The organism is Erythrobacter sp. SN6-5, assembly GCF_057364945.1.
Genome location: NZ_CP200282.1, coordinates 756,901 through 778,698, shown reverse-complemented (window position 1 = coordinate 778,698; position 21,798 = coordinate 756,901). Strand labels below are relative to the sequence as shown.

Sequence of the window (21,798 nt, the reverse complement as noted above, 5' to 3'; positions counted from 1 at the left end):
TTCAGCATGACTGCGATCCTGATCCGCTTGCTGGTGGTGGGCGCGGCGCTGTATTTGGCGCTGATTATTCTGCTTTGGACGATGCAAGCGAAGATGATCTATCCTGCCCCGCAGGAGGCCGCACCGCTGATCCCCGGTTATGAAGAGGTCTCGCTGACAACCGAGGATGGCTTGGCATTGCGAGCGTTCTATCGTGTGGCGAGCGACGGCTTACCAACGCTTGTTTACTTCCACGGCAATGGCGGATCACTGACCGGAGCGGGCGTGGCCAATGCTGCGCTGGCAGAACGCGGATTTGGTGTGCTGATGGTCGAGTACCGCGGCTATGGCGGCAATCCGGGTGAACCGTCCGAGGAAGGTCTCTATAAAGATGGCGATGCGGCCATTGCTTGGTTGAGCGCGCTCGGCATACCGGCTGCGCAAACCGTGATTGTTGGCAATTCCATTGGCGGCGGGGTGGCGACGGAAATGGCTCTGCGCCATGATCCAGCGGCGCTGATCCTGGTGTCGCCGTTCACGTCTCTGCCAGAGGCAGCGGCGGCTAATCTTTGGTGGCTCCCGGCAAAGCCACTGGTCCGTGATCAATACCGCAATCTGGATAAGATTACGCAGCTCAGTATCCCGGTGCTGGTGCAGCACGGAACAAGAGATGGCCTAATCCCGCAAAGACAGGGCCGCGCTTTGGCTGAAGCGGCGTCCAATGCTCAGTTTCAATCCTTCGATGGGCTGGGTCACGAGCTGTCGTTTGTGCGTAGCTCTGGCGAGGCGCGGGCCGATTGGATTTTCGCTCTGGAACTGACGGCTGCAAACGATGTGGCGGAGCGAGTGCTGCCCTAAAACCAGCGCCAGATGCCTGCGGAAATTCCACCGAGCGGCGTGTGCAGCCAGCTCAGGAACACGAACAGGATCAGCCCGGCGGTCCATGGCAAAGCGCCCGCGCCGAACAGCTTGCCCCAACGCGGCCAATAGCTTGTCTTGCTTTCCCATTGCACCCAAGCATCACCCATCAGCATCTGCTTCTTGCGATCCTGCATTTTTGCGCCCACGAGCGCCAGAAACCCCATCGACAGCGCAACGATTATGGTGCGCCAGGACCACAGAAGGATGATGTGCGATGCCGCCCACAGAGCAAAGCTCCACATCATCGGGTGGCGGGTGACCGCGAAAACACCCTTGGGCTCGGCACGAGCTTGCTCCTCTGCCATGGGAGTGGGCAAGGCCGGATTGCCGATGTAAGACCCGGCGAACAAGACCAGCGCGGGCAAGATCAAGACCATTGCGAGGATCCATCCGATCTCACCTGATCCAGGCAAGTCGCCGCCCGGCGCCTCCACAAAGGCGAAATAGACCCAAGCGAGCGTCGCCGCGCCTACGAGTGAGTAGAGGATCTGGAAACCGATTTTGCCTGTTATGCGGACAAGGCTCGCGCGCAGCGGGTGCGACATGGCAAAGTGCGTGCCGACAAAGGCGGCGTTGGCGACGGCGAGTTCAACCAAAGCGCTATTCATGAAGGGCAGTCTAACATTGAAGAGGCTCGTGCGGCAAATCGCCTCAGCTATGCGGCGAGTGTCACGGCACTGTTTGTGAGGGTATGCCGGTTGGAATGATGGTCGCCTGCGCTGTGGCCACGTGCTGGGCTTCATCTCCGCCTTCGCTCCAAACATCCGCTCGGACAACGACTTGGCGTTTGCCTGGTTTGATCACTATACCTTTCGCGCGCAGCCTTGTGCCCTTGGCTGGGCGCAGGAAATTGATCGTATAACTTCCAGTGACAACGTCGCCCACAACAGAAGCGCTAGCCCAGGCGCAGGCATTGTCGGCCATCAAACCGACGATTGCCCCGTGGGCAAAGCCGTGATGCTGCTGCATTTCAGGCCGCAGTTCTAGGGTTAGCTCGCTTTCGCCCTGCCACACTTTGATCGGCTCCACGTCCAGCCAGTTGCTGAAGCCTGATTTCTTGACCGCGACCGCTTTCATATAAGCGATGGCGGCTTCAGGGCTGTCAAATCGGTTTCGATTCATAGCGCTTCCCCACATAAAGTCTGCAAAACAGATGTTATGTGCCACTTGCTATGATTTCACGCAAGTCTGATATACAGACACATTACTGACACTGGCTTTCAGGAATGCCTGTATGAAAACGTATCGTGCCTCTCGCGCCCCATGCCCAATTGGCCGTGCAGCGCGGCTGCTGGGAGACCGCTGGATCTTGCTGATCTTGCGAGAGGCGTTCTTGGGCGCTGAGCGATTTGAAGAATTCATTGCTCGGCTCGACGTCAACCGGGCTGCGCTCACATCGCGCCTTGCGATCCTGCAAGAAGCGGGGCTGATCACGCGCGAACCCGCAACAGGAAAGCGCGCACGCTATCTGCTTACCGAAAGCGCTTGCGCCTTGGTCCCGCTCTATGCCGAGATGGCCAAATGGGGTGCAGAGCACCTGTTCGATGATGGCGAAGCGCCGGGGCAATGGTCCGCCGCGTCGGCCTGACTTACTTGCGTAACCGCTCCTATTCAGCGATCCCGATCAGTTCAACTTTGAAGATCAGTGTTGCATTGCCCGGAATAGACCTGCTGCCTTGTGCTCCATAGGCGAGATCTGCCGGAACAGCGATTTCAATGGTCTCACCCACCGCCATTTGCGGGATGGTAAGCTGCCACGCCGGGATCAGCCGCGCCAGTGGGAATGTGGCTGGCTGTCCGCGCCGATAGGAGCTGTCAAATACAGTCCCATCGATCAGCGCGCCTTCGTAATGAACTGTGACAGTGTCCGAGACTCTGGGGCGGTTTTCGCCGCCATTGTACTCTAGCCAGCGCCAACGAATGCCGCCATCGATATAGCGCCAACCATCGGCGGGTTTCAGGCCTAGCAGATAGGTTTGCTGAGCGGTGTGCCATGACAGGCTCTGCGCATTGTCGACGGTGCTTTCCGGCGCTTCGCCTTGCGCGAAGACGGGCGTGGTGGCGAGGAGTGAGGCGCACAAAGCGGCGCTAGCGAGAACCCGGCTCACCAGTCATACGCCTTTGGCAACTGGCTCTCATCCAGATCGAGATAGCGTTTGGCCAGCTCGCTCTGATGATTGTCCAGCGGTTGTTCGATACCGGCAATGAACACTCGGCTTGGCACAGAATCGACCTCCAAGGGGTCGCCGTCCCAGATCACGACGTCGCCGATTGCGCCCGCTTTCAGAACGCCGAACTTGCCGCCATGTCCAGCAATCTCCGCCGGGATGGAGCTGATCGTGGCGAAGGCCTGACCCCAGGAAAGTCCGCTCGCGCCGGGAACCTTGCCCAAAGCTACAAGGTTGCCAGCAAATTGTGCGGCGCTACGCGGATGGCCATCTGTGCCTCCGGACATTCGCCCAATCGCGACCTTTACGCCCGCCGCCGCCATGCGGCCAACATTGGACTGGGTTGCGCCCAATTGCTCAAAGCTGGCAGGTAGATCATCTAGCGCATCGGCGATCACGGGCACGCGGGCAGCGGCAATTTCGCTCGCAACCAGCCAGCCCTCGCTTGCGCCAACCAGCACCAGATCAAGCTTTGGATAGGTCCGCTTCAGGCCCAGCACATTGCGAATATCGGCGGCGCGCTCAATCTCGACATAGAGCTGCTGCGAGCCATTGATCACCGGCACCAGAGCGGCGGCGTCTGCGCGGGTAAGCAGCGCTTCCTCGCCCTCCCACGATCCAGCGGCAAAGGCACGGGCTTCGCGCAGCGCGTTTTCCAGCTCAACGTAGGCGGCCGTGCGGCTGCCTCCGGATAGGCGCGCACCCGTCTCGCCAAGATCGACCAGTTGGAAAGCCCTGGCTTGCATCACGGCATTGGCATCAGCCCCAAGGTCAATCACTGCGCCCTGTCCCGCGAACAGCGAATTGCCGTGCGACGGAGTAACCAGCGCTCGGGTGACGCCGCCAGCGCGGCTGACCTTCACATGCTGAGAGCTGGGATTGATCGCCGGTGCCACATCAAGCGCCGCGTTGAAACGAGCATCGCCTGCTGACTTGTCATTGCTCGCGCCAACTGCGCCCACATCATACAGACCGAGGTCAGTCACCGCCGCTACAATACCAGGCGTGACGAATGCGCCGCCCGCATCGATTGTTGGAATATTGGCGGGCACTGGAGCGTTGGGGCCAACGACCGACACCGTTCCATTGCGGACGATGACCCGGCTGCCGGCGACAGGCTCGCTGCCATCACCGCTGGCGACCGTGGCATTGACGATGGCCACATCCTGCGCAGCGGCAGGAGCGGCAAGTGCGATGGCGGCACAGGCCGCGCTGGTCAAAAGACGCTTCATCATTTCACATCTCCTGCACCGGGCTGGCCAAGCTCAAAATCGCTCACCGGCCTGCGTTTTGGATCATTCGCGTCGTAGAGCAGCGCGCCATCGACCCAGACTTTCTCTGGCCGTGAATACACACTCAACGGATCGCCATTCCACAGCACGACGTCGGCCATTTTGCCGGGCTCGAGGCTGCCGGTCATATCGTCAATGCCCATCGCCTTGGCTGCGTTCAAAGTGATCCAGCTGATCACATCGGCATCGCTGATGTTGACCCCCATGCGAGCACCAGCGGCCTGCGCTTTCGCAGCTTCTTGGTTCAAACGCTGGATTGAGTTTTCATCATCTGAGTGGATGACCACACAGGCGCCTTCGCGTTGAAGATAGGCGGCGTTTTGCGGAATCCCGTCATAGCTTTCCATCTTAAAGCCGTACCAATCGGCCCAGATCGCGCTGCACACGCCGTTTTCGCGCAGCAGATCGCCGATCTTATAGGCTTCAACCGCATGGTGAAACGCGCTGACTTTATAGCCCATTTCCTTGGCCATATCCATCACCAGCGCCATCTCATCCGCGCGGTAGCAATGGTTGTGAACCAGGATATCGCCGTCGAGCACGCCGACCAATGTTTCCTGGCCAAGATCACGCTTGGGATCATCGTTCTCAGCGTAAGCGATCGCATCGAGCCAGGTCTGGCGATTGACTGCGAAATTGCCCATCCGCGTCGAAGGCTTGCGCCCGCGCCCGCCATAGACGCGCTTTGGATTCTCGCCGCAGGCCATTTTAAAGCCGTATGGTGCGCCAGGGAACTTCATGCCTTGCACCGTGCGGCTGGGCACATTTTTGAGCGTTACAGAACGCCCGCCCATCAAATTGGCAGAGCCGGGCAGGATCTGCAGTGACGTGATCCCGCCATTGGCCATCGCACGGCTGAAGCCGGGATCTTGCGGCCAGACCGAATGCTCGGTCCAAACGTCCGGCGTGGTGGGCGAGGTGGCTTCATTGCCATCGCCGTGCGCGGGGACAGACGGGGTGGGATAATCGCCCAGGTGCGAGTGAATATCGATGATGCCAGGCGTTACGAACTTATCCGAGCCATCGACAACGTTTGCTACCTCTGGCGGTGCCGTGGTTGGCCCGCCAACAGCAACGATCTTGCCGTCGCGAAAATGCACCCAGCCATTGTCAATCCGCCCGCCTGTACCGTCAAAAACGGTGGTCGGGATGATCAAGGTGTCGGCACCGGGATAGGCGCGATAGGTTGAAGGGAAGGGCACGTTGCCGTCTTCACCCAGAAACTCCGTACGCGTATCGCCAGTATCGGCGGAAGAGGCCGATTGGACCGAACTCTCGCCGGACGATCCGGCCGCAGTGCAGGCGCTGAGCGCAAAAGCGCCCCCCACACACATGAGAAGCGCTTTTGCTCGCATCATATTACCCCGTTTTCCTATTATTCTGCCGGACGCGTGGCCGGACGAATGCCTGCCTCTTGCGCTTCCAAACCGGCTTCTGCTGCGCCAGCCAGACCTTCGTCGTCTGTGAGCGTGTCGAGATGCATCAGCTTTTTGATCAACGGGCTGATAACCAGCACGCCGATGCCAACTGCAACGGCCACCCAACCCACGGTCGAGTAGACATCGAGAACGACTTGCTTGCCCGCTTCTTCGCCGACGCCTTCCGCGCCTGTGGCTGCTGCGATTAGGCCAGCGGCGAAGTTGCCCGTTGCCGAAGCAAAGAACCACATGCCCATGATGAGTGAAGCCATGTGCGCAGGCGCCAGGCGGTTCATCGCTGACAGGCCAACAGGTGAAAGACAAAGCTCACCCGTGGTGTGCAGCAGGTAGATCAGGAAGATAAAGATCACCGGCGTTGGCACATTGATGCCGACCGAGCTTGCGCCCCAAACCAGCACCAAGAAACCCAATCCGACCTGAATGACGCCGAGGCCAAACTTAAATGGCGAGGACGGCTCCACACCTTTGCGCCCCATCCATGTCCAAGCTGTCGCAAACAATGGCGCGAGCAGGATGATATAGATCGCATTGATCGATTGGAATGTCGAAGCCAGGCACACCGCCGCGATCAACGTGACGATCGGTGAACAGGTTGAGCGACGAGCCCGCTTGTTCAAACAAAGCCCAAAAAATGATCGATGTGATGATCAAGAACATCGCTGCGAAAATCCGGTCGCGGTCTTCTGGGTCAAGCTTGGTGACCGAAGTGAAGATCACATAGGACACCAGCAGAAGCCCAAATATACCGAGCAGCCAGCCGACGACTTGTTGATATTGGATGAGTGCCCAGCAAATCGCGACGAGCGCCGCGCCAATGCCGTACATCTTCCACTCGGTCGCTTTGCTGAGAGGTTTAGGCGGTTCGCCTCGGCCAAGCAGCATTGGTTTGCCCCAGGTAAACACCAACAGGCCAAACAGCATGCCGATCCCCGCCAAACCAAAGCCATAAGCCCAGCCATAGGTCTCACCGATGTAGCCGCACAGCAAAGAGCCAAGCGCAGCACCCAAGTTAATGCCCATGTAGAAAATCGTGTAAGCGCCATCACGCCGCACGTCCGTGCGCGGATAAAGCTGTCCAACGATCACAGAGATGTTCGCTTTCAGGAAGCCTGAGCCGACAATAATCAGCGCCAAAGCCAGCCAGAAGACATAGATCACCGGATTGTCGGTATTGCCTGCGGCAGCTTCGCCTTCAAAGGCCATAAAGAAATGGCCCAGCGTCAGCAGAACAGCGCCAAAGGCCACCGCTTTTCTCTGTCCCAGCACCTTGTCTGCCATATACCCGCCAACGACCGGCGTGATGTAGACCAGCGCGGTGTAGGCGCCGTAGATGATGCCTGCATCGCTATCTGAAAACAGCCAATGCTTGGTCAGATAGAAAATGAGCAGGGCGCGCATGCCGTAGTAGGAGAAACGCTCCCACATTTCGGCAAAGAATAGGACGAAGAGGCCCTTAGGGTGGCCGAGGATAGTCCCCGCGCTGTCCCCATGAGCAAGTTGTTGAGTTGCCATTTGAGTGTGTAATCCCTCTCGTGTGGTCGCCCTCCCCAGGGGACCAGAATGGAGCGCACCCTAGCGGCTGTTTCTCGCCTGTGAAGCCTTAGTTGCACGCAAATGCGTCGCGGCTGGCCGCAAAATCGCGGCAATAGCGAATTGTCCGGGAACTTGACGCGCATGAGTGTATTATGTCACTGATGCACCTAGCGAGGACATATGAGCCAAAGTCGACCCGTTTATCTTAAGCTGCGCGATCAGATCGCCGCCGCCATCATCGAAGGCAAATACCCGGAAGGGGAGATGTTGCCATCGGTAAGAGCGCTCGCGGCGGAACAGGGGGCCAATCCACTGACAGTCGCCAAAGCATACCAGCAATTTCAAAATGACGGCCTTGTCGAGGTTCAGCGCGGGGTCGGCATGTATGTCGTTTCTGGTGCGGCGGGCAGGCTGTGTTCGAGCGAGCGTGAGCAGTTTTTGCGCGAAGAATGGCCAGAAATCCGCAGCCGGATGGAACGGTTGGGCATTGATTTGGCGGAATTGGTCGATACTTTAGAGGCAAATTAAGCAAGTGCGGCGCGAGTGTTTGTAAGCAAATACAATATATTGAGCGCTTTGGGCTCGCCTGATTGCTAAGAATGAACTATTTGGCGCGGTAATATTTCGGTGCTGACTTGCAGGAATGGCTCGGCTCTGCCAGTGTGCGTTGCATAGTTCGCAACCCAGCGGGTCGGGGTTAGGCAATAATTGGGGGTGACCCCGCGGGCGGCGTCGTAGAATTGACGTATGCCAGGAGTTTGACATGATCAGATCCGAATTGCTCCAAGCGCTGCACAAGGACAATCCTGAGCTGCGCGCTGAAGAGATTGAGCAAGTCGTCGACATTTTCTTTGACGAGATTTCGCAGCGACTGGCCGAAGGCGGCCGCGTCGAGCTGCGCGGCTTCGGGGCGTTTTCGACCCGTGAACGTGAAGCACGCCAGGGCCGCAACCCGCGCACTGGCGAAGCAGTGAGTGTTCCCGCGAAACGCGTGCCTTACTTTAAGGCGGGCAAGGAAATGCGCCGCCGCCTCAACGGCGAGTAAGCGCCCACCAAAATCGTTGTTGTGATTGTCTGCGCTTTTGCGCGGCCTTTATGCTGCGTCCTGCATCATTTCTGCTTGGAGTTCGCCAGGTCCGGCTTGGCGTTTGCGCTCAATCCCCAGTGCTGAAAATACGGCCTCAACGACCTGCTCAATTCCGCCCTGCGCTGTCACGTCGATGATGCTCGCACGGCTGTCGCCAAGCGCGGAAACTTCGGCCGGTCCGCGCGCTGAGACGACCCGGCGCACATCCGGCAGCCGTTCTTCGACCAGTGGTGTCAGTTCGCGAGTGATCTGAACATTGCCCGTCGACACGAGTACAACCTCGCGTTTGGCCATGCCCAGCGCATCCCAACTGCGGGGGTCCGCGGCAATCGCATGATGCACGTGATAGCCATCGGCGAGCGCGATTTCGAAGCGCGCAGTTTCCGATTCCACTGCGAGATAGCCAATTCCATTCAGCGTCAGCGCATCGGCCACCGCCCGTCCCGAAGGGCCTAAGCCCACAATAACCACTGGGGCATTGTCACCGGCGAGTTTCTTGTCCGCTGGCCCGGTGCGCAGCTTACCAGCAAAGGTTCGCCCGAGGTTTGAAATGAACGGTGTGACCGCCAGACTGATCGCAATGGCTGTCACCAATATCGCCAGCATGCGTGGCTCAATCAGTCCAGCGATGGCCGGTAGGGCAAACAGTACCAGCGCAAACTCGCTGCCTTGCCCCAACAGAAAGCCGAGCTGAATCGAGCCTGGAACAGACCAGCGATTGGCAAGGCCTGCCAGCACGTTGAACAGGCATTTGAGCGTGATGAGGCCCGCCGCTGCTGCGAGGACCAGCATCCAGTTTTCCGCAAGCAGCACCGGATCAATGCTCAAGCCCACAGAGATGAAGAAAAAGCTCAGGAACAATCCGCGAAAGGCGTCGATCTCTGTCTGGACCATGATCCGATAGCGCGAATCTGCGACCGCCATTCCGCCTAGAAACGCCCCGAGTGTGAGCGATAGTCCAGCGATCCCGGTCGCATATCCAGCGGCGAGTGCAATGAATAGTGCGGTTGCGGTGTAAACCTCAGAGCTGCCTGCCCGCGCGATCAGGCGGAACAATGGCCCCGTTAGGTAACGGGCGAAGAGTACGGCGATGGCAAAGGCGGCGAGTGCTTTTGCGCCAGCTAAGCCCAATTGCGGGGCCAGCGCGCCGCCTGTGCCCAATGCGCCAGCAGCAACGAGTAACAGGATCGCGGCGATATCCTGGAAGATCAGGATCGATTGTGAAGCGCGCCCCACCGGGCAATCTTCCTGATCGCGCTCCCGCACGAGTCCAATAACCACAGCTGTAGAGGACAGGCCCATGGCGAACCCGCCTATGATCGCGAAGGCTGCCGGCAGACCAATAGCGAGGAAGATCAGAGCAAAGCCCCCACCGGCCACCAGCATCTGAAGGCTGCCAAACCCGAAGATATTGCGTGCCTCCGCCCGGATCCGGCCAAGTGAGAAGTGCAGGCCTAGGTTAAAAAGCAGAAACATCACCCCGGCCTCTGCCAAGGTTACCACAACTGGCCCGCTGAACGCGTCCTTGTATCCCAATGCGGCAATGGCGAGGCCAAGCCCAAGATAGCCAACGATGGGGTTAAGGCGGCAGGCGCGCGATACCAGCGCCGCACCAATTCCCAACCCTAGCAGGGTGACCGCGGGCTGGATCGTTTCAATGATTTCGCTGGCATCTGCCACTGTGCGCCCTCGCCTTTTCGCTGCCGGTTTGCTTGAGGCTCTGCTGGCGCATGACGGCGCGGATGTCCATGGCTGCTCGTGCATTGCAGCGCGTCAAATCTCTCGCTAGGGCAGCGGCAAAGCGGGTGTGGCGGAATGGTAGACGCCGGGGACTTAAAATCCCCTGATCTTTTGATCGTGCGGGTTCGAGTCCCGCCACCCGCACCACCTCTCATCCGGGCATTGCGGCGCTCTGAACTCACAGAATATCGCGATCTATCAGGCCCCTATGACGACGTTATCCTGCTCTTAACCCGATTTGCTTTAATCCTATCCTTAGAGTTGGCCCGTGGAATGGGCAGGCGCGCCAGATCATCTGGTATTTAAGGTCGGTAATGCAGCATGGATCAAGCGGCAAAAACGCCTGAGTTTGACGACACCGCACCAAATGCGGTCGATGACGCACGCCGGGCGCAGCGGGTGACTATTCTCATTCGTGCGGCGAAGTTAATCTCCGGCCAAGGCGAATTTGTCTGCGTCATTCGCGACGTCTCTGAAACCGGCATCAGCGTTCGCATGTTTCACAACCTGCCTTCGTGCGAGACGATGGAGCTGCATATGCCCAGCGGCGCGATCTATGAGATCCGCAGCGTGTGGGAGCGCGGCAATGAAGCCGGGTTTGAGTTCGCTCAGCCAGTGGATGTCGCAAAACTGGTCGAGGAGGCCGGTGAATATCCCAAGCGCGGGATGCGGCTGGGCATGTACTTCCCGGTGGATGTGGCGACCATTGCCGGAAAGTATGAGGCGTTTGTTGAGAACTTATCCCAGCAAGGCGCACGGCTTGAATGTGATGGCTTGTTTGCGATCGATCAGACCGTCACAATCTCAGGTGAAGGCCTCAAAGAGGTGCGCGCAAAAGTGCGTTGGCGCCGTGACAACCATTATGGCGTGGTGTTTGATGACACCTACACTTTGGGTGAGTTCGCGCGGTTGGCCGCAGAATTGCAAGCGCCCGTTTTGCTCAGCCATGACTAAGCCCACAGCACATTCGTAAATTCTGTGCTGCGCCGACGGTACGTTTACGGCCTGCTAACCATTTTCCTTCACTCCCCAGGATGGAAATCTAAATGGGGGCCCGAATGCAACAGGGTGTTACGACACAGAACGGAATTCTTGACGTCGATGTAGCGATCATCGGTGCAGGTCCGGCTGGTCTGACGGCTGCTTATCTGCTGACAAAGCAGGGAAAAACAGTCGCAATTATCGAAAAAGACGAAACCTATGTTGGTGGCATAAGCCGGACGGTGGAGCATCAGGGCTATCGCTTTGACATTGGCGGGCACCGCTTCTTTTCAAAAAGCCAACAGGTCGTTGATCTGTGGAATGAGATCCTGCCGGATGATTTCATCCAGCGCCCGCGCATGAGCCGCATCTATTACGAGGGCAAGTTCTACAGCTACCCGCTGCGTGCGTTCGAAGCGCTCGGCAATCTTGGCATCCTGCGCTCGACCGCGTGCATGCTGAGCTATCTGCGTTACAAGCTGTTCCCGATCAAAGATGTGAAGAGCTTTGAAGACTGGACCACCAACCAGTTTGGCAAGAAGCTCTATTCGATCTTCTTCAAAACCTACACTGAGAAGGTGTGGGGCATGCCGTGTGATGAAATGAGTGCCGATTGGGCGGCTCAGCGGATCAAGGGCCTTTCACTATGGAGCGCTGTCACCGATGGTCTCAAGCGTTCGCTCGGCCTTAACAAGAAGCCGAACGATGGCATGGAAACCAAGACGCTACTCGAAACCTTCCGTTATCCGCGGCTTGGCCCGGGCATGATGTGGGATGCGGCGCGCGATAAGATTCTGGCGACCGGCAATGGCCAGGTGCTGATGGGCCATGCGCTCGATCAACTCGCCAGCGACGGCAATGGCGGCTGGTCGATGACGGCTCAGGGGGCGAACGGCAAAGTTCAAATCCGTGCCAGGGACGCGATCAGCTCTGCGCCAATGCGTGAGCTGTCCAAGCGGCTTCATCCGCTGCCGCAATCAAGCCTGCAGGCGAACGAGCTCAAATATCGCGACTTCCTGACCGTGGCTCTGATGGTGAAGTCAGAAGATCTGTTCCCGGACAATTGGATCTATATCCATGATGACCGCGTGCAGGTTGGCCGCGTGCAAAACTTCCGCAGCTGGTCACCGGAAATGATCCCTGACGATGAAATGGCCTGTGTTGGCCTCGAATATTTCTGCTTTGAAGGGGACGGCCTATGGTCATCCTCTGATGAAGATCTGATCGCGCAAGCGACCAAGGAAATGGAAATCCTCGGCCTGTGCGATCCAAAGATGGTCGTCAGCGGCGCGGTTGTCCGCCAGGAAAAAGCCTATCCGGTTTACGACGACGAATACGAGACCAATGTTGATTCCATGCGAATGGAGCTGGAAGAGAAGCATCCGTCACTCCACCTCGTTGGCCGCAACGGTATGCACCGCTACAACAATCAGGATCACGCGATGATGACCGCGATGCTGACGGTTGAGAACATTCTGGCTGGTGAGCGCGTTTACGACACCTGGTGTGTCAACGAAGACGCTGAGTATCACGAAGCGGGCGATGAAGGCGAAGAAGTGGCTCTGCCAGCGCGCGAAGCCGCGCCGGAAATGGCGCCTGATGTTGCCGCCAAGAAGCCAGTGACCGAAGATCAGGCCGCCGCGCTCAATTCGATGCGCGACGTGCCAGAGCGGATCAAGAAATCTGCGTGAAGAGGAAGCGGGCGAGGCAAGGCGGTCTGCCCGAATTGCCGCGCCGCCCTTAGTTTCTACGACTCTGCAATCGGCGAACTTGAAGCAAAAGACAGAAGATGGAGGGCCGGATGACCGAGATTTTTGTCAAACTGCGTGACCTGCGTTTTCTGCGTTACATTTTTGCCAGCGTTGGCGCTTTGGCCGTCGATGTTGGCAGCTTTCTCGCGCTGCTATCTTTGGGCATGATCGCCGCTGTCGCTTCGGCGATTGGCTATAGCCTGGGGATCCTCGCGCATTGGTTGATGTCGAGCCGCGCAGTCTTTCAGGACAATGTGGCTGAGCGCGGCAGCGCTCGCACCCGGCAAAAGGCGCTGTTTGTCGCCTCGGCTCTGGTTGGCCTTGGCCTGACGATCACGATTGTGGGCTTGGGTGATTGGGCCGGATTGGATCCGCGTATCGCCAAGGGCATTGCGATTGTTGTCGCCTTCACTGCGACGTGGCTGCTGCGCAGCAAAGTTGTTTTCCGTTCCGAGGCGCAAGGGTAAAGCGATGCTTACCGAGCGCCGCCGATCTTTGTTTGCACCCGGCCTGTTGATGCGGGTTGGGATTGTGTGGCTTGCGCTGTCCGCGTTCCTGATTACCGTGAAATGGGGCGCCATTACAGGAATGCAGTTTTCGGGACCTGACGATGCCCTGCGCCTTGTTCAAGTGCGCGATTTGCTGGCCGGGCAAAGCTGGTTTGACCTCACGCAATACCGCGCTGATGCGATAAATGGCGGCGTGCCCATGCATTGGTCGCGCTTGGTCGATCTGCCCTTGGCGGCGATCATCTTTGCTCTCACCCCGTTGATCGGCGGCGCCCATGCGGAAACTGCGGCCTTGATCATAGTGCCGCTTGTGACCCTGGCGTTTGTGATGCTGTTCGCAGCCCGCATCGCCTGGCGACTTTTGGGCGAAGGCGAGACATTTACCACCTGTCTGGTCTTGGCGGTTTCGATGCCGCTGCTGTTTCAACTTTCACCAATGCGGATCGATCATCATGGTTGGCAAATTGTATGCGCTTTGGCTGCGATAAACGGCATGATGGCGCGCAATGCCTGCCTGGGTGGCTGGGCTACGGGCGGGGCGCTTGCGATCTGGCTCTCGATCTCGATTGAGGGTCTGCCGCTGGCGGCGGTGATTTGCGGCGTCATGGCACTCCGCTGGCTGCGCAATCGCAATGATCGCATCTGGCTGCTCGCGACCATGCAATCCCTGGCGCTGCTGAGCTTCGCTTTGTTTCTCTCCACACGAGGGATCGGTGATTTAGCGGTCTATTGCGATGCGATCGGCCTGGTGCATCTTGGCATGTTCGGTTGGGGCGCGCTTGCTCTCACGGTTTTGGCGCGCGCTGAACCCATGCCTCTGCCTGCGCTACTGCTTGGATTTGGCGTTGTTGGCGGCGGCGCAATTGCGATTTTGCTTGGCACTGCGCCGCAATGCGCAGGCGGCGGATTTGCCACTCTCGATCCTGTCGTGGATAAGCTGTGGCATGACCGTGTTCGCGAAGGGCAGCCGCTTTGGAGCCTGTCCTTCAGTCCGGCCCTGCATCTGATTGTCACACCAATCATTGGCATTTTTGCGGCCCTCAATCTGGTGTCGCGTTCGCATGAATGGCTGCGCCGGTTCTGGACCGAATATACGCTGGTGTTGCTTGCGGCTACGGCGATTGCTTTGCTGGTTTCCCGCGCTGGGGCCGCCGCGATTACGCTCGCCGCTGTGCCTTTGGCATGGCAGGCGGGCCAATGGCTGCGCGCCATCCGGGTGATGCAGCAAGTGCCAAAGCGGGTGATGGCTTTGATTGGCGTGATGATGGCTCTGTTGCCAACGATCCCCATCATGCTGCTGGGTCTCGCGATCCCGGCGCGCGCCACTTTACTGGGCGGTTCATTGCCGCCTTCACCGCCGCCCGCCTCCAAATGCGAAATCGCCGCAGCGGCTGAGCAATTGCGCGCCTTACCCGCCGGTGAAGTATTCTCCCCGCTCGACATTGCCCCGCGCCTGCTTCTGGAAACAGAGCACACAATTGTTGGCTCGGGCCATCATCGCGGCGATGCCGGCATTCGCTTTGTGATTGAGACCTGGATGGCCAGTCCCGATGAGGCGCGCGAAAAACTGATCAGTCGCGGCAGCGCCTATGTTGCCGTCTGTGCCGATCGCAGAGAGCCGATGTTCTACGCCGACAATGCGCCAGATGGACTTATCGCCCGCGTGCGTGATGGCGCCGCGCCACAATGGCTGGAGCCGGTCAAGCTAGAGACAAAAGGCAGCCTGCAAGTCTGGCGGATTAAGCGCGACTAAGCTCGCGCCCATCTGGCCGCTCTATCAGGCCGGGACAAAATCCATCGCTAGACCATTGATGCAATGGCGCTTGCCGGTCGGCTCTGGCCCGTCACCAAAGATATGGCCCAAATGCCCGCCGCAATCGGCGCAGTGCACTTCGGTTCGGGGATAGCCAATCTTATAATCGGTGGCCGTCCCGACCGCTCCTGGCAAAGCCTTCCAAAAGCTCGGCCAACCGCTCTTGCTGTCGTATTTGGTGGCAGACGAATAGAGTTCGTTGCCGCAGCCAGCACAAACGAACGTACCCTTGCGCTTTTCATTGTCGAGCGGAGAGGTGAACGCGCGCTCTGTCCCTGCCTCGCGAAGAATGCGGTATTCTTCGCGGGTCAACCTTTTGCGCCACTCTGCGTCGCTGCGCGCGATGGGAAAACTCTTGGCCTGCGCCGGCGAGAAGCCACAAGCGGCGAGCGTTGGCATAGCCGCGCCTAGGCCGAGTAGGCCGAGGAACGTGCGGCGGTGCGAGACAAAGTCTTGTCTGGTGTCTGTCATGGCGTAACTCTTTAGATTCAGGAATTCTATCATCCGTAAATACGCACACGCAGGTTAAAAGGTTACAATTTTTGCGAAAAATTCCCCCCTAAATATGCCTAGAATTCGGTGATTTCGACTTCCAATGTGCGGAAGCCATGGACAAAGTTTGCGCGCACCCGCTCAACATCGCCGGCGACATGCACGCGCATGCGCCGTTTGTGCATCTCTTCGAGCAAGACCTTCAATTGCAATTCGGCCAACCGCGCCCCGACGCAGCGGTGAATACCGTAGCCAAAGGCGATGTGCCGCCGTGCATTATCGCGCGTAATGTCGAGCTTGTGCGGGTTCTCAAACACCGTCTCTTCACGGTTTGCGCCAAGATACCACAGGACGACCTTGTCGCCCTGTTTGATGGTCTGGCCAAATACCTCAGTGTCCTCGGTGCAGGTGCGGCGCATATGTGCCAGCGGCGTTTGGAAACGGATGCATTCTTGCACCGCATTGGGGATCAGTTCCGGCTGCTCTTCGAACAATTTGCGCTGATCAGGAAATTTGTCGAGGGAATGGACAATCCCGCTCATCGTGTTGCGAGTGGTGTCATTTCCGCCCACGATCAGCAGCACCAGATTGCCCATAAATTCCTGCGGGCTCATTTGGTTCATCGCATCAGAATGGATCATCATTGAGATCAGATCATCGCCGGGTTCTTCCTGCGTTTTTCTGACCCAGAGCTGCTGAAAATAGGCCGCCATTTCGTGCAGGATGCCGCGCCTGTATTCGTCCAACTCGCGGATCGAACCCAATTCTGTATCGCCTGACCAGTCCGACCAGAATGTCAGCAATCGGCGGTCTTCCCATGGGAAATCGAACAATAGAGCGAGCATGCCAGTGGTCAGCTCGATTGAAACCTTGTCGACCCAATCAAACGCTTCGCCCCGCGGCAGCGAATCCAGCAATTCGCCGGTCCGCGCGCGGATGTCGGTTTCCATCGCGGTCATCGCGCTGGGCGTGAATTTGGGCGCAACTGTGCGGCGCTGTCCGGTGTGTTTGGGTCGGTCCATGGCGATGAACATCGGCAATTCGAAGCGCTCTTCTTCTGGCTTCAATTCTTCATCTTCTGGCCGTTCCAGAATGGTGATGCCGCCATATTCCCAACTGGAGGAAAACGCCTCTGGCAGAGCCTCAATGTGCTGGATCGCCTTGTGTCCGACGACCGCCCAATAGGGGCCGTAAGGGCTTTCCGGGATGTAGTGCAGCGGGCCTGCATCCTGCATTTCCTTGAAGATCGGCTGCCAGCGATCTTCGTAATAGATGTCTGATCGGCTGACGTCCCATTTGTGCGAATGCTGCGGACGTTCTTCGGGATGCTTGGCAAAATGTTCCATCAACGCTTCATGCGCCGTGGGCGACGTGCGCCATTCAGGTGCGGAATTCTGATCGCTCGCAGGCGGCGCAATCGTTGCCATGTCTCTCTCCTATCCGGCGGCTTTGGCCGCTCTGGTGAGTCGCATGGTGCCTTAACTGACAGCAGTGTCAATAGTCAGTTGCGATAAGGAACCTATTCAGCAGGTTCAGCCGCTTGCGGTTTGCGCCGCCAAAACCGGCGCCTTTTCACGCCGCCTGGTCCCGATTTCATCACTCGCTTGCGGAACAGTGTGGAGCCGCCCTTGATCAGGATGAACACAGCAAATGCCTGCCAAACTAGCGCGACTGCATGCGTCCATAGCGTTTCTTCCAACGCTGCTCTGGCCATCATCGCGAAGGGCGATGACAGCGGGAAAACCACGGATGTCAGTTCCAACGGTGTGCCGGTCTGCCCGATATTCGCGGCCGATAGGAAGAACACCATGATTTGAAGCATGGTGACTGGCATCGACATGGTCTGGACCTCGCGCACACTGCTGGCCATGGCGCCAATGGTGAGGAACAGCGAGCCGAGCAGCAGGTAGGCCATCGAGAAATAAATGATGCCGAGCGCGATGAACATCGGCCAGCCTATCGCTGGGCCGGGTAGATCGCGGAAATTGGTCTGTGTGACGGTGACAATGGCGTCTTCGGCGACCGCCCAGAATGCCCATCCGGTTGTGCCCCATACCGCAATTCCGACGAAGGAAACGCCCAGCATGGCAAACAATTTGCCCATGAAGACCGCATCCATTGGCAGGGCGGCGGCTAGAATTTCGATGATCTTATTGCCTTTTTCTTCGGCAAGGTTGGACAACACCATACCGCCTAGCAAGATGGTCAGCAGGAACAGCACCATTTGCGCGGCCTGCGCCGTGCGCACCCGGCTATACCGGTCGGATGCCCCGCTGGAGACGACAATCTCGCTGGTCGCATCGGGATAGCGGCTGGGCGCCGAGGCGCTGGCGGTGGCCGCGAGCAGTTCAATCCGGCCTTTCCAGCGGTCGACCTGGCTTTGCGTGCCGACCAGCTTGGGTTCTTCTAAGGTGCCGGTCAGGATCGCGACATAGCTGCGCCCGCCGGTGTCGAGGAATGCGCGGGCGTCAAAATCAGCGGTGCTTTCAGCTTCAGGTACGCGTTTGAGCACCGGTGAGGCGCTGCCCAATTGCGGGCGGAGCGTTTCGGCGGCAGCCTCCATCGCGGCGTTATCTGCCGCGCTCATTGCCAAGCCGATTTCGACGCTGACGGCTTGCTGTGATGTGGTCTTGCCGATGCTGCCTGCCAGTCCGCCGATTAGAACCGGGAAAAGTGGCCCGATCAGAAAGAACAGGAATGCGCGGCTGAACAGCACAGCGACGAAGTCACGCCGAGCCACAACCCATGCCGCCTGAAAATAGCTCAACCGAGGTTTGGCGGCAATTGCTGCTTGATCAAAATTGCTCATCAGCTTTGCTCCCCATGCGGCGGCATCCACTTCGAGCTGCCTGGCCGCCGCCTCGCCCGCGATATGGACGAAGGCATCATGCAAACCGGCCCGCTCAATCGAGAGTGAAAGGATGCCTGCATCGCCTTCGATCAAGGTCCGCAACAAAGGCTCAATCCCGCTGTCAGGCAGAGAGAAGGTGAAGAAATCGCCCGTACGCCGGGTGTCTTCTGGCAAGGCAGCGGTCCAGCCGCCCTCGCGGGCGCGTGTTTCCAGCCGGACCTGCGCCGGGATCCGGTCACGGGCGGCCTCAACACTGCCGGCATAGGGAACTTCGCCTCCGGCAATGATCGCCACGCCTTCGCACAGGCGCTCCGCATGGTGGATCACATGGGTGGAGAAGATCACCGTCACGCCGTCATCGGCCAGTGCGCGGATCATTCCCTCCAGCTTGCCTTGGTTGATCGCATCAAGTCCCGAAAATGGCTCGTCCAGCACGACCAGACGCGGCTGATGCACCAGCGTGCCAAGCAATTGCACCGTCTGCGCCATCCCTTTCGATAGCTGGCGAATTTGGCGTTCGGCGGCGTGGCCCAGCCCGTGGCGTTCGAGCAGTTCCAGCCCGCGCACGCGCCCTTCGGCCAGCGGCAGGCCGCGCAAGGCGCCCATAAATGCAATCGCTTCGATGGATTTCATCGCCGGGTACAGGCCGCGCTCTTCCGGCAAATAGCCGATCAGGCGACCAATATCGTGCGGTTGGTCATATCCGAACACGCGGCGGACGCCTTCGTCTGGATCAATAATGCCCAGCAACATGCGCAGCGTCGTGGTCTTGCCCGCGCCATTGGGGCCGAGCACACCATAGATCGCGCCTTCAGGCACTTCGAGGTCGACCCCGCCCACGGCCAATGTGCCGTCAAAGCGTTTGACGAGCCCGCGCGCTTCGATCGCGAGAGGTTTCTGCTCATTGCTCAAGATTGATTGATCGCTTACCGCCATATCCATGGCCAGCACCGTTAGTGGGCGGGCCTAAACGGGAGTAACCCTAAGCGTGGTTAACGCAGGCGCAACACTTGATCTTGGCAAACGCCTTGAAAACAAAGCGCGCGAGCTTGGCTTTGCCGCCTTTGGAGTGACGAGTGCGGCAGAAGATCCGGTGCGCGCAGAGCGGCTGGAGCAATGGCTGGGCGAGGGGCATCACGGCTCTATGGAGTGGATGGATACTCGCCAGCATCACCGCCGCTCGCCGCAGGGGCTATGGCCAGAGGCGCAGCGGGTGATTGCGCTCGGCATGAGCTATGCGCCGTCTCATGATCCCTTAGCGCTGGAGGCGTATGGAGAGCGGGCGCGCATCTCTGTCTATGCGCAGGGCAAGGATTATCACGATCTGGTCAAAAAACGCCTCAAAGCGTTGGCGCGCTGGCTGGTGGCGGAGGCGCCGGAGGCCGAAGTCAAAGTCTTCGTCGACACAGCGCCTGTAATGGAAAAGCCGCTGGGTGAAGCGGCCGGGATCGGGTGGCAAGGCAAGCACAGCAATCTGGTCAGTCCGCAGCATGGTAGCTGGCTGTTCCTTGGGGCGATCTACACCACGCTGGGCTTGCCCTTAACCGAGCCACAGCGGGACCAATGTGGATCGTGCCGAGCGTGCCTCGATGCGTGCCCAACCGACGCCTTTCCCAGTCCCTATCGGCTCGATGCGCGGCGCTGCATTTCCTACCTAACGATTGAGCACAAGGGCCCCATTGCGGAGGAGTTTCGCGGCGCGCTGGGCAACAGGATCTATGGCTGCGACGATTGCTTGGCGGTGTGCCCGTGGAACAAATTTGCGCAGTCCGCTCACGCTGCACGCGAATTTCTGCCGCGCGCTGAACTCGCCGCACCGCGTCTGGCTGAATTGCTAGCGCTAGATGACGCTGGCTTTCGCAGCGTATTTTCCGGTTCCCCGATTAAGCGGATTGGCCGCAATCGGTTTGTGCGCAATTGCCTTTATGCCGCAGGAAACAGCTGTGATGCCGAACTGATTGCACCCGTGGAGGCCTTACTAAGCGACGCCGATCCCGTAGTTGCGGACGCCGCGCGCTGGGCCTTGAAGCAGCTTCCCACTGGCTAGGGCCAAGACCCTAACTATCGAAGCCGTCCGAGATGTCGCCCAGATTGGGCGCTGGTCGCGGCTCTGTGGGCCTCCATTCGGAAAACCGGGTCGGTTCGCGCAGGTTCAGCACCGTGCCCTCGGTCGGATGCTCGCTGCGTTCGAAAAAGCCAACAGCGTCCAAATGTGGGTCCGCGGTCATATCCTGCATATCGCGCACTGGCATGGCGGGCATTCGCGCCGCGCGCATTATCGCTAGCACTTCGTTGGTGGTTTTTTGCGCGCTCAGCTCGCCAATGCGGCGATAAAGATCGCTGCTGCCTTCGACGATCCCTTTGACACTTTGGAACCGCGCCTCCTTCGCAAATTCCTCATCGCCGAGCAGTGCCACGACCTTCAGAAAATGGTCGATTTGATAGGGGACGATGGAGATATAGCCGTCGCTGGTCGGAAAAGGCTGGCGGTCTGGATCAATCTGACGGGCATAGCAGGCTGGGCCGACTGGTGGATCGAATGTCAGTCCGCCCAAATGCTCTTTCAACATAAAGTTCGAAAACGCCTCAAACATCGGCACCTCGAGGAATTGTCCCTTCCCCGTGCGCAGCTTGTGGATCATCGCCGCCATTGAAGCATAGGCGGCGTGTAATCCGGCGACTTTGTCTGCAATCAGCGAAGGCAAATAGCGCGGCTTTTCATTGCCATCGACGCGGGGCAGCAGGGTGGCCGCGCCGCTCGCCGCCTGAATCACATCGTCATAGGCATGCAATCCGCCATATGGGCCATCGGAGCCAAAGCCGACACAATGAACGTAAATGATATCGGGGTTGAGCGTCTTGACCGCCTCATATCCGAACCCCAACCGTTCGATCGCTTCTGCGCGGATATTGTGGATCAGCATATCTGCTTCTGCCACCAGCTCGCGCAATTGCGCTTTCGCCTCGTCGTCCTTCAGGTCGAGCGGCAGCGATTTCTTGCCGCGATTGAGAGCGAGAAAGCTCGGCGCCATCCCGGCCGTCTTTGCGGGCCTAGCGGAATGTCTCAACGCATCGCCGCCCGGTGCCTCGACCTTGATTACGTCAGCACCAAGGTCAGCAAGGATTTGCGTGCAATAGGGGCCAAACACAACCGTAGTCAGGTCCAGTACCTTCAGCCCCTGAAGCATGGAGCCGCCATCCTCTGTTTGCATGAAAATGTCTCTTTCGGATTGTCGTGTAGA

Annotated in this window: 18 protein-coding genes, 1 tRNA gene and 3 pseudogenes; 10 read left to right on the top strand and 12 right to left on the bottom strand. The window is 58.7% G+C overall.

From position 1 onward, the window contains the following. Nucleotides 1-6: 6 nt before the first annotated feature. The gene (locus AC0V6Z_RS03785) at nt 7-837 is read left to right on the top strand and encodes an alpha/beta hydrolase (protein ID WP_472640057.1); all 831 of its coding nucleotides are present in this window, start codon (nt 7-9) and stop codon (nt 835-837) included. Here the strand turns inward: AC0V6Z_RS03785 and AC0V6Z_RS03780 are convergent. Together AC0V6Z_RS03780 and AC0V6Z_RS03775 are read right to left on the bottom strand one after the other, a co-directional pair. Then, nucleotides 834-1,508, bottom strand: a complete 675-nt coding sequence (locus tag AC0V6Z_RS03780; protein WP_472640056.1) for an NnrU family protein — start codon at nt 1,506-1,508, stop codon at nt 834-836. The genes AC0V6Z_RS03785 and AC0V6Z_RS03780 overlap by 4 nt on opposite strands. Nucleotides 1,509-1,569: 61 nt before the next feature. After that, nucleotides 1,570-2,022, bottom strand: a complete 453-nt coding sequence (locus AC0V6Z_RS03775) for a PaaI family thioesterase (RefSeq protein WP_472640055.1) — start codon at nt 2,020-2,022, stop codon at nt 1,570-1,572. A gap of 112 nt (nt 2,023-2,134) precedes the next feature. Between AC0V6Z_RS03775 and AC0V6Z_RS03770 the strand changes: the two genes are divergently transcribed. Continuing rightward, nucleotides 2,135-2,488, top strand: coding sequence for a winged helix-turn-helix transcriptional regulator (locus tag AC0V6Z_RS03770; protein ID WP_472640054.1), 354 nt, complete (start codon nt 2,135-2,137; stop codon nt 2,486-2,488). A gap of 19 nt (nt 2,489-2,507) precedes the next feature. On the opposite strand, the gene AC0V6Z_RS03765 is transcribed toward AC0V6Z_RS03770, so the two are convergent. The 4 genes and pseudogenes from AC0V6Z_RS03765 to AC0V6Z_RS03750 form a co-directional block, all read right to left on the bottom strand. Then, on the bottom strand, nt 2,508-3,008 hold the full coding sequence (locus AC0V6Z_RS03765; RefSeq protein ID WP_472640053.1) for an FKBP-type peptidyl-prolyl cis-trans isomerase: 501 nt from the start codon (nt 3,006-3,008) through the stop codon (nt 2,508-2,510). Beyond that, nucleotides 3,005-4,300, bottom strand: coding sequence for an amidohydrolase family protein (locus AC0V6Z_RS03760; RefSeq protein ID WP_472640838.1), 1,296 nt, complete (start codon nt 4,298-4,300; stop codon nt 3,005-3,007). The genes AC0V6Z_RS03765 and AC0V6Z_RS03760 overlap by 4 nt, the downstream gene beginning before the upstream one ends. After that, a complete protein-coding gene (locus tag AC0V6Z_RS03755; protein WP_472640052.1) occupies nt 4,300-5,694 on the bottom strand; it encodes an amidohydrolase in 1,395 nt (464 codons plus the stop codon). Before AC0V6Z_RS03755 ends, AC0V6Z_RS03760 begins: the two co-directional genes overlap by 1 nt. Before the next feature lie 41 nt (nt 5,695-5,735). Beyond that, nucleotides 5,736-7,311 (bottom strand): annotated as a pseudogene (locus tag AC0V6Z_RS03750) (peptide MFS transporter). 201 nt (nt 7,312-7,512) lie between these two features. On the opposite strand from AC0V6Z_RS03750, the gene AC0V6Z_RS03745 reads away from it, so the two are divergent. Both AC0V6Z_RS03745 and AC0V6Z_RS03740 read left to right on the top strand, forming a co-directional pair. Continuing rightward, nucleotides 7,513-7,860 (top strand): GntR family transcriptional regulator, encoded by a 348-nt coding sequence (locus tag AC0V6Z_RS03745; protein ID WP_472640051.1) that lies wholly within the window; start codon nt 7,513-7,515, stop codon nt 7,858-7,860. A 235-nt stretch (nt 7,861-8,095) separates the two neighbouring features. Beyond that, nucleotides 8,096-8,377, top strand: coding sequence for an integration host factor subunit beta (locus tag AC0V6Z_RS03740; RefSeq protein WP_472640050.1), 282 nt, complete (start codon nt 8,096-8,098; stop codon nt 8,375-8,377). A 48-nt stretch (nt 8,378-8,425) separates the two neighbouring features. Here AC0V6Z_RS03740 and AC0V6Z_RS03735 read toward each other — a convergent pair whose 3' ends face one another. Then, nucleotides 8,426-10,099 carry a cation:proton antiporter domain-containing protein gene (locus tag AC0V6Z_RS03735; RefSeq protein WP_472640049.1) on the bottom strand — a complete coding sequence of 558 codons (1,674 nt, stop codon included), beginning with the start codon at nt 10,097-10,099 and terminating at the stop codon, nt 8,426-8,428. 121 nt (nt 10,100-10,220) lie between these two features. Here AC0V6Z_RS03735 and AC0V6Z_RS03730 point away from each other — a divergent pair. The 5 genes from AC0V6Z_RS03730 (at nt 10,221) to AC0V6Z_RS03710 (ending at nt 15,153) form a co-directional block, all read left to right on the top strand. Continuing rightward, nucleotides 10,221-10,306, top strand: a tRNA-Leu gene (locus tag AC0V6Z_RS03730). A 174-nt stretch (nt 10,307-10,480) separates the two neighbouring features. Continuing rightward, nucleotides 10,481-11,113, top strand: a complete 633-nt coding sequence (locus tag AC0V6Z_RS03725; RefSeq protein ID WP_472640048.1) for a PilZ domain-containing protein — start codon at nt 10,481-10,483, stop codon at nt 11,111-11,113. A gap of 104 nt (nt 11,114-11,217) precedes the next feature. Continuing rightward, nucleotides 11,218-12,831 (top strand): NAD(P)/FAD-dependent oxidoreductase, encoded by a 1,614-nt coding sequence (locus AC0V6Z_RS03720; RefSeq protein WP_472640047.1) that lies wholly within the window; start codon nt 11,218-11,220, stop codon nt 12,829-12,831. Between the two features lie 110 nt (nt 12,832-12,941). After that, a complete protein-coding gene (locus AC0V6Z_RS03715) occupies nt 12,942-13,358 on the top strand; it encodes a GtrA family protein (protein WP_472640046.1) in 417 nt (138 codons plus the stop codon). Nucleotides 13,359-13,362: 4 nt separating this feature from the next. Next, complete coding sequence (locus AC0V6Z_RS03710) at nt 13,363-15,153, top strand: hypothetical protein (protein WP_472640045.1); 1,791 nt, start codon at nt 13,363-13,365, stop codon at nt 15,151-15,153. A 24-nt stretch (nt 15,154-15,177) separates the two neighbouring features. Here the strand turns inward: AC0V6Z_RS03710 and msrB are convergent, their stop codons facing one another. The 4 genes and pseudogenes from msrB to AC0V6Z_RS03690 form a co-directional block, all read right to left on the bottom strand. After that, complete coding sequence (msrB, locus tag AC0V6Z_RS03705; RefSeq protein ID WP_472640044.1) at nt 15,178-15,684, bottom strand: peptide-methionine (R)-S-oxide reductase MsrB; 507 nt, start codon at nt 15,682-15,684, stop codon at nt 15,178-15,180. Nucleotides 15,685-15,782: 98 nt separating this feature from the next. Beyond that, the gene (locus AC0V6Z_RS03700) at nt 15,783-17,132 is read right to left on the bottom strand and encodes a cytochrome P450 (RefSeq protein WP_472640043.1); all 1,350 of its coding nucleotides are present in this window, start codon (nt 17,130-17,132) and stop codon (nt 15,783-15,785) included. Nucleotides 17,133-17,224: 92 nt separating this feature from the next. Then, nucleotides 17,225-18,376 (bottom strand): annotated as a pseudogene (locus tag AC0V6Z_RS03695) (ABC transporter permease); the annotation flags it as partial. A gap of 159 nt (nt 18,377-18,535) precedes the next feature. Further along, a pseudogene (locus AC0V6Z_RS03690) lies at nt 18,536-19,498 on the bottom strand (ABC transporter ATP-binding protein); the annotation flags it as partial. A gap of 46 nt (nt 19,499-19,544) precedes the next feature. On the opposite strand from AC0V6Z_RS03690, the gene queG reads away from it, so the two are divergent. Continuing rightward, a complete protein-coding gene (gene queG / locus AC0V6Z_RS03685) occupies nt 19,545-20,603 on the top strand; it encodes a tRNA epoxyqueuosine(34) reductase QueG (protein WP_472640042.1) in 1,059 nt (352 codons plus the stop codon). Between the two features lie 10 nt (nt 20,604-20,613). Here the strand turns inward: queG and AC0V6Z_RS03680 are convergent, their stop codons facing one another. Beyond that, complete coding sequence (locus AC0V6Z_RS03680) at nt 20,614-21,768, bottom strand: CaiB/BaiF CoA transferase family protein (protein ID WP_472640041.1); 1,155 nt, start codon at nt 21,766-21,768, stop codon at nt 20,614-20,616. Between the last annotated feature and the right edge of the window lie 30 nt (nt 21,769-21,798).

Coding starts and splice junctions, on each gene's coding strand:
- AC0V6Z_RS03745 (WP_472640051.1), top strand. CDS start 7,513: ATGAGCCAAAGTCGACCCGTTTATCTTAAGCTGCGCGATCAGATCGCC.
- AC0V6Z_RS03725 (WP_472640048.1), top strand. CDS start 10,481: ATGGATCAAGCGGCAAAAACGCCTGAGTTTGACGACACCGCACCAAAT.
- AC0V6Z_RS03710 (WP_472640045.1), top strand. CDS start 13,363: ATGCTTACCGAGCGCCGCCGATCTTTGTTTGCACCCGGCCTGTTGATG.
- AC0V6Z_RS03740 (WP_472640050.1), top strand. CDS start 8,096: ATGATCAGATCCGAATTGCTCCAAGCGCTGCACAAGGACAATCCTGAG.
- AC0V6Z_RS03770 (WP_472640054.1), top strand. CDS start 2,135: ATGAAAACGTATCGTGCCTCTCGCGCCCCATGCCCAATTGGCCGTGCA.
- AC0V6Z_RS03775 (WP_472640055.1), bottom strand. CDS start 2,022: ATGAATCGAAACCGATTTGACAGCCCTGAAGCCGCCATCGCTTATATG.
- AC0V6Z_RS03720 (WP_472640047.1), top strand. CDS start 11,218: ATGCAACAGGGTGTTACGACACAGAACGGAATTCTTGACGTCGATGTA.
- AC0V6Z_RS03700 (WP_472640043.1), bottom strand. CDS start 17,132: ATGGCAACGATTGCGCCGCCTGCGAGCGATCAGAATTCCGCACCTGAA.
- AC0V6Z_RS03755 (WP_472640052.1), bottom strand. CDS start 5,694: ATGTGTGTGGGGGGCGCTTTTGCGCTCAGCGCCTGCACTGCGGCCGGA.
- AC0V6Z_RS03760 (WP_472640838.1), bottom strand. CDS start 4,300: ATGAAGCGTCTTTTGACCAGCGCGGCCTGTGCCGCCATCGCACTTGCC.
- AC0V6Z_RS03780 (WP_472640056.1), bottom strand. CDS start 1,508: ATGAATAGCGCTTTGGTTGAACTCGCCGTCGCCAACGCCGCCTTTGTC.
- AC0V6Z_RS03785 (WP_472640057.1), top strand. CDS start 7: ATGACTGCGATCCTGATCCGCTTGCTGGTGGTGGGCGCGGCGCTGTAT.
- AC0V6Z_RS03715 (WP_472640046.1), top strand. CDS start 12,942: ATGACCGAGATTTTTGTCAAACTGCGTGACCTGCGTTTTCTGCGTTAC.
- msrB (WP_472640044.1), bottom strand. CDS start 15,684: ATGACAGACACCAGACAAGACTTTGTCTCGCACCGCCGCACGTTCCTC.
- AC0V6Z_RS03680 (WP_472640041.1), bottom strand. CDS start 21,768: ATGCAAACAGAGGATGGCGGCTCCATGCTTCAGGGGCTGAAGGTACTG.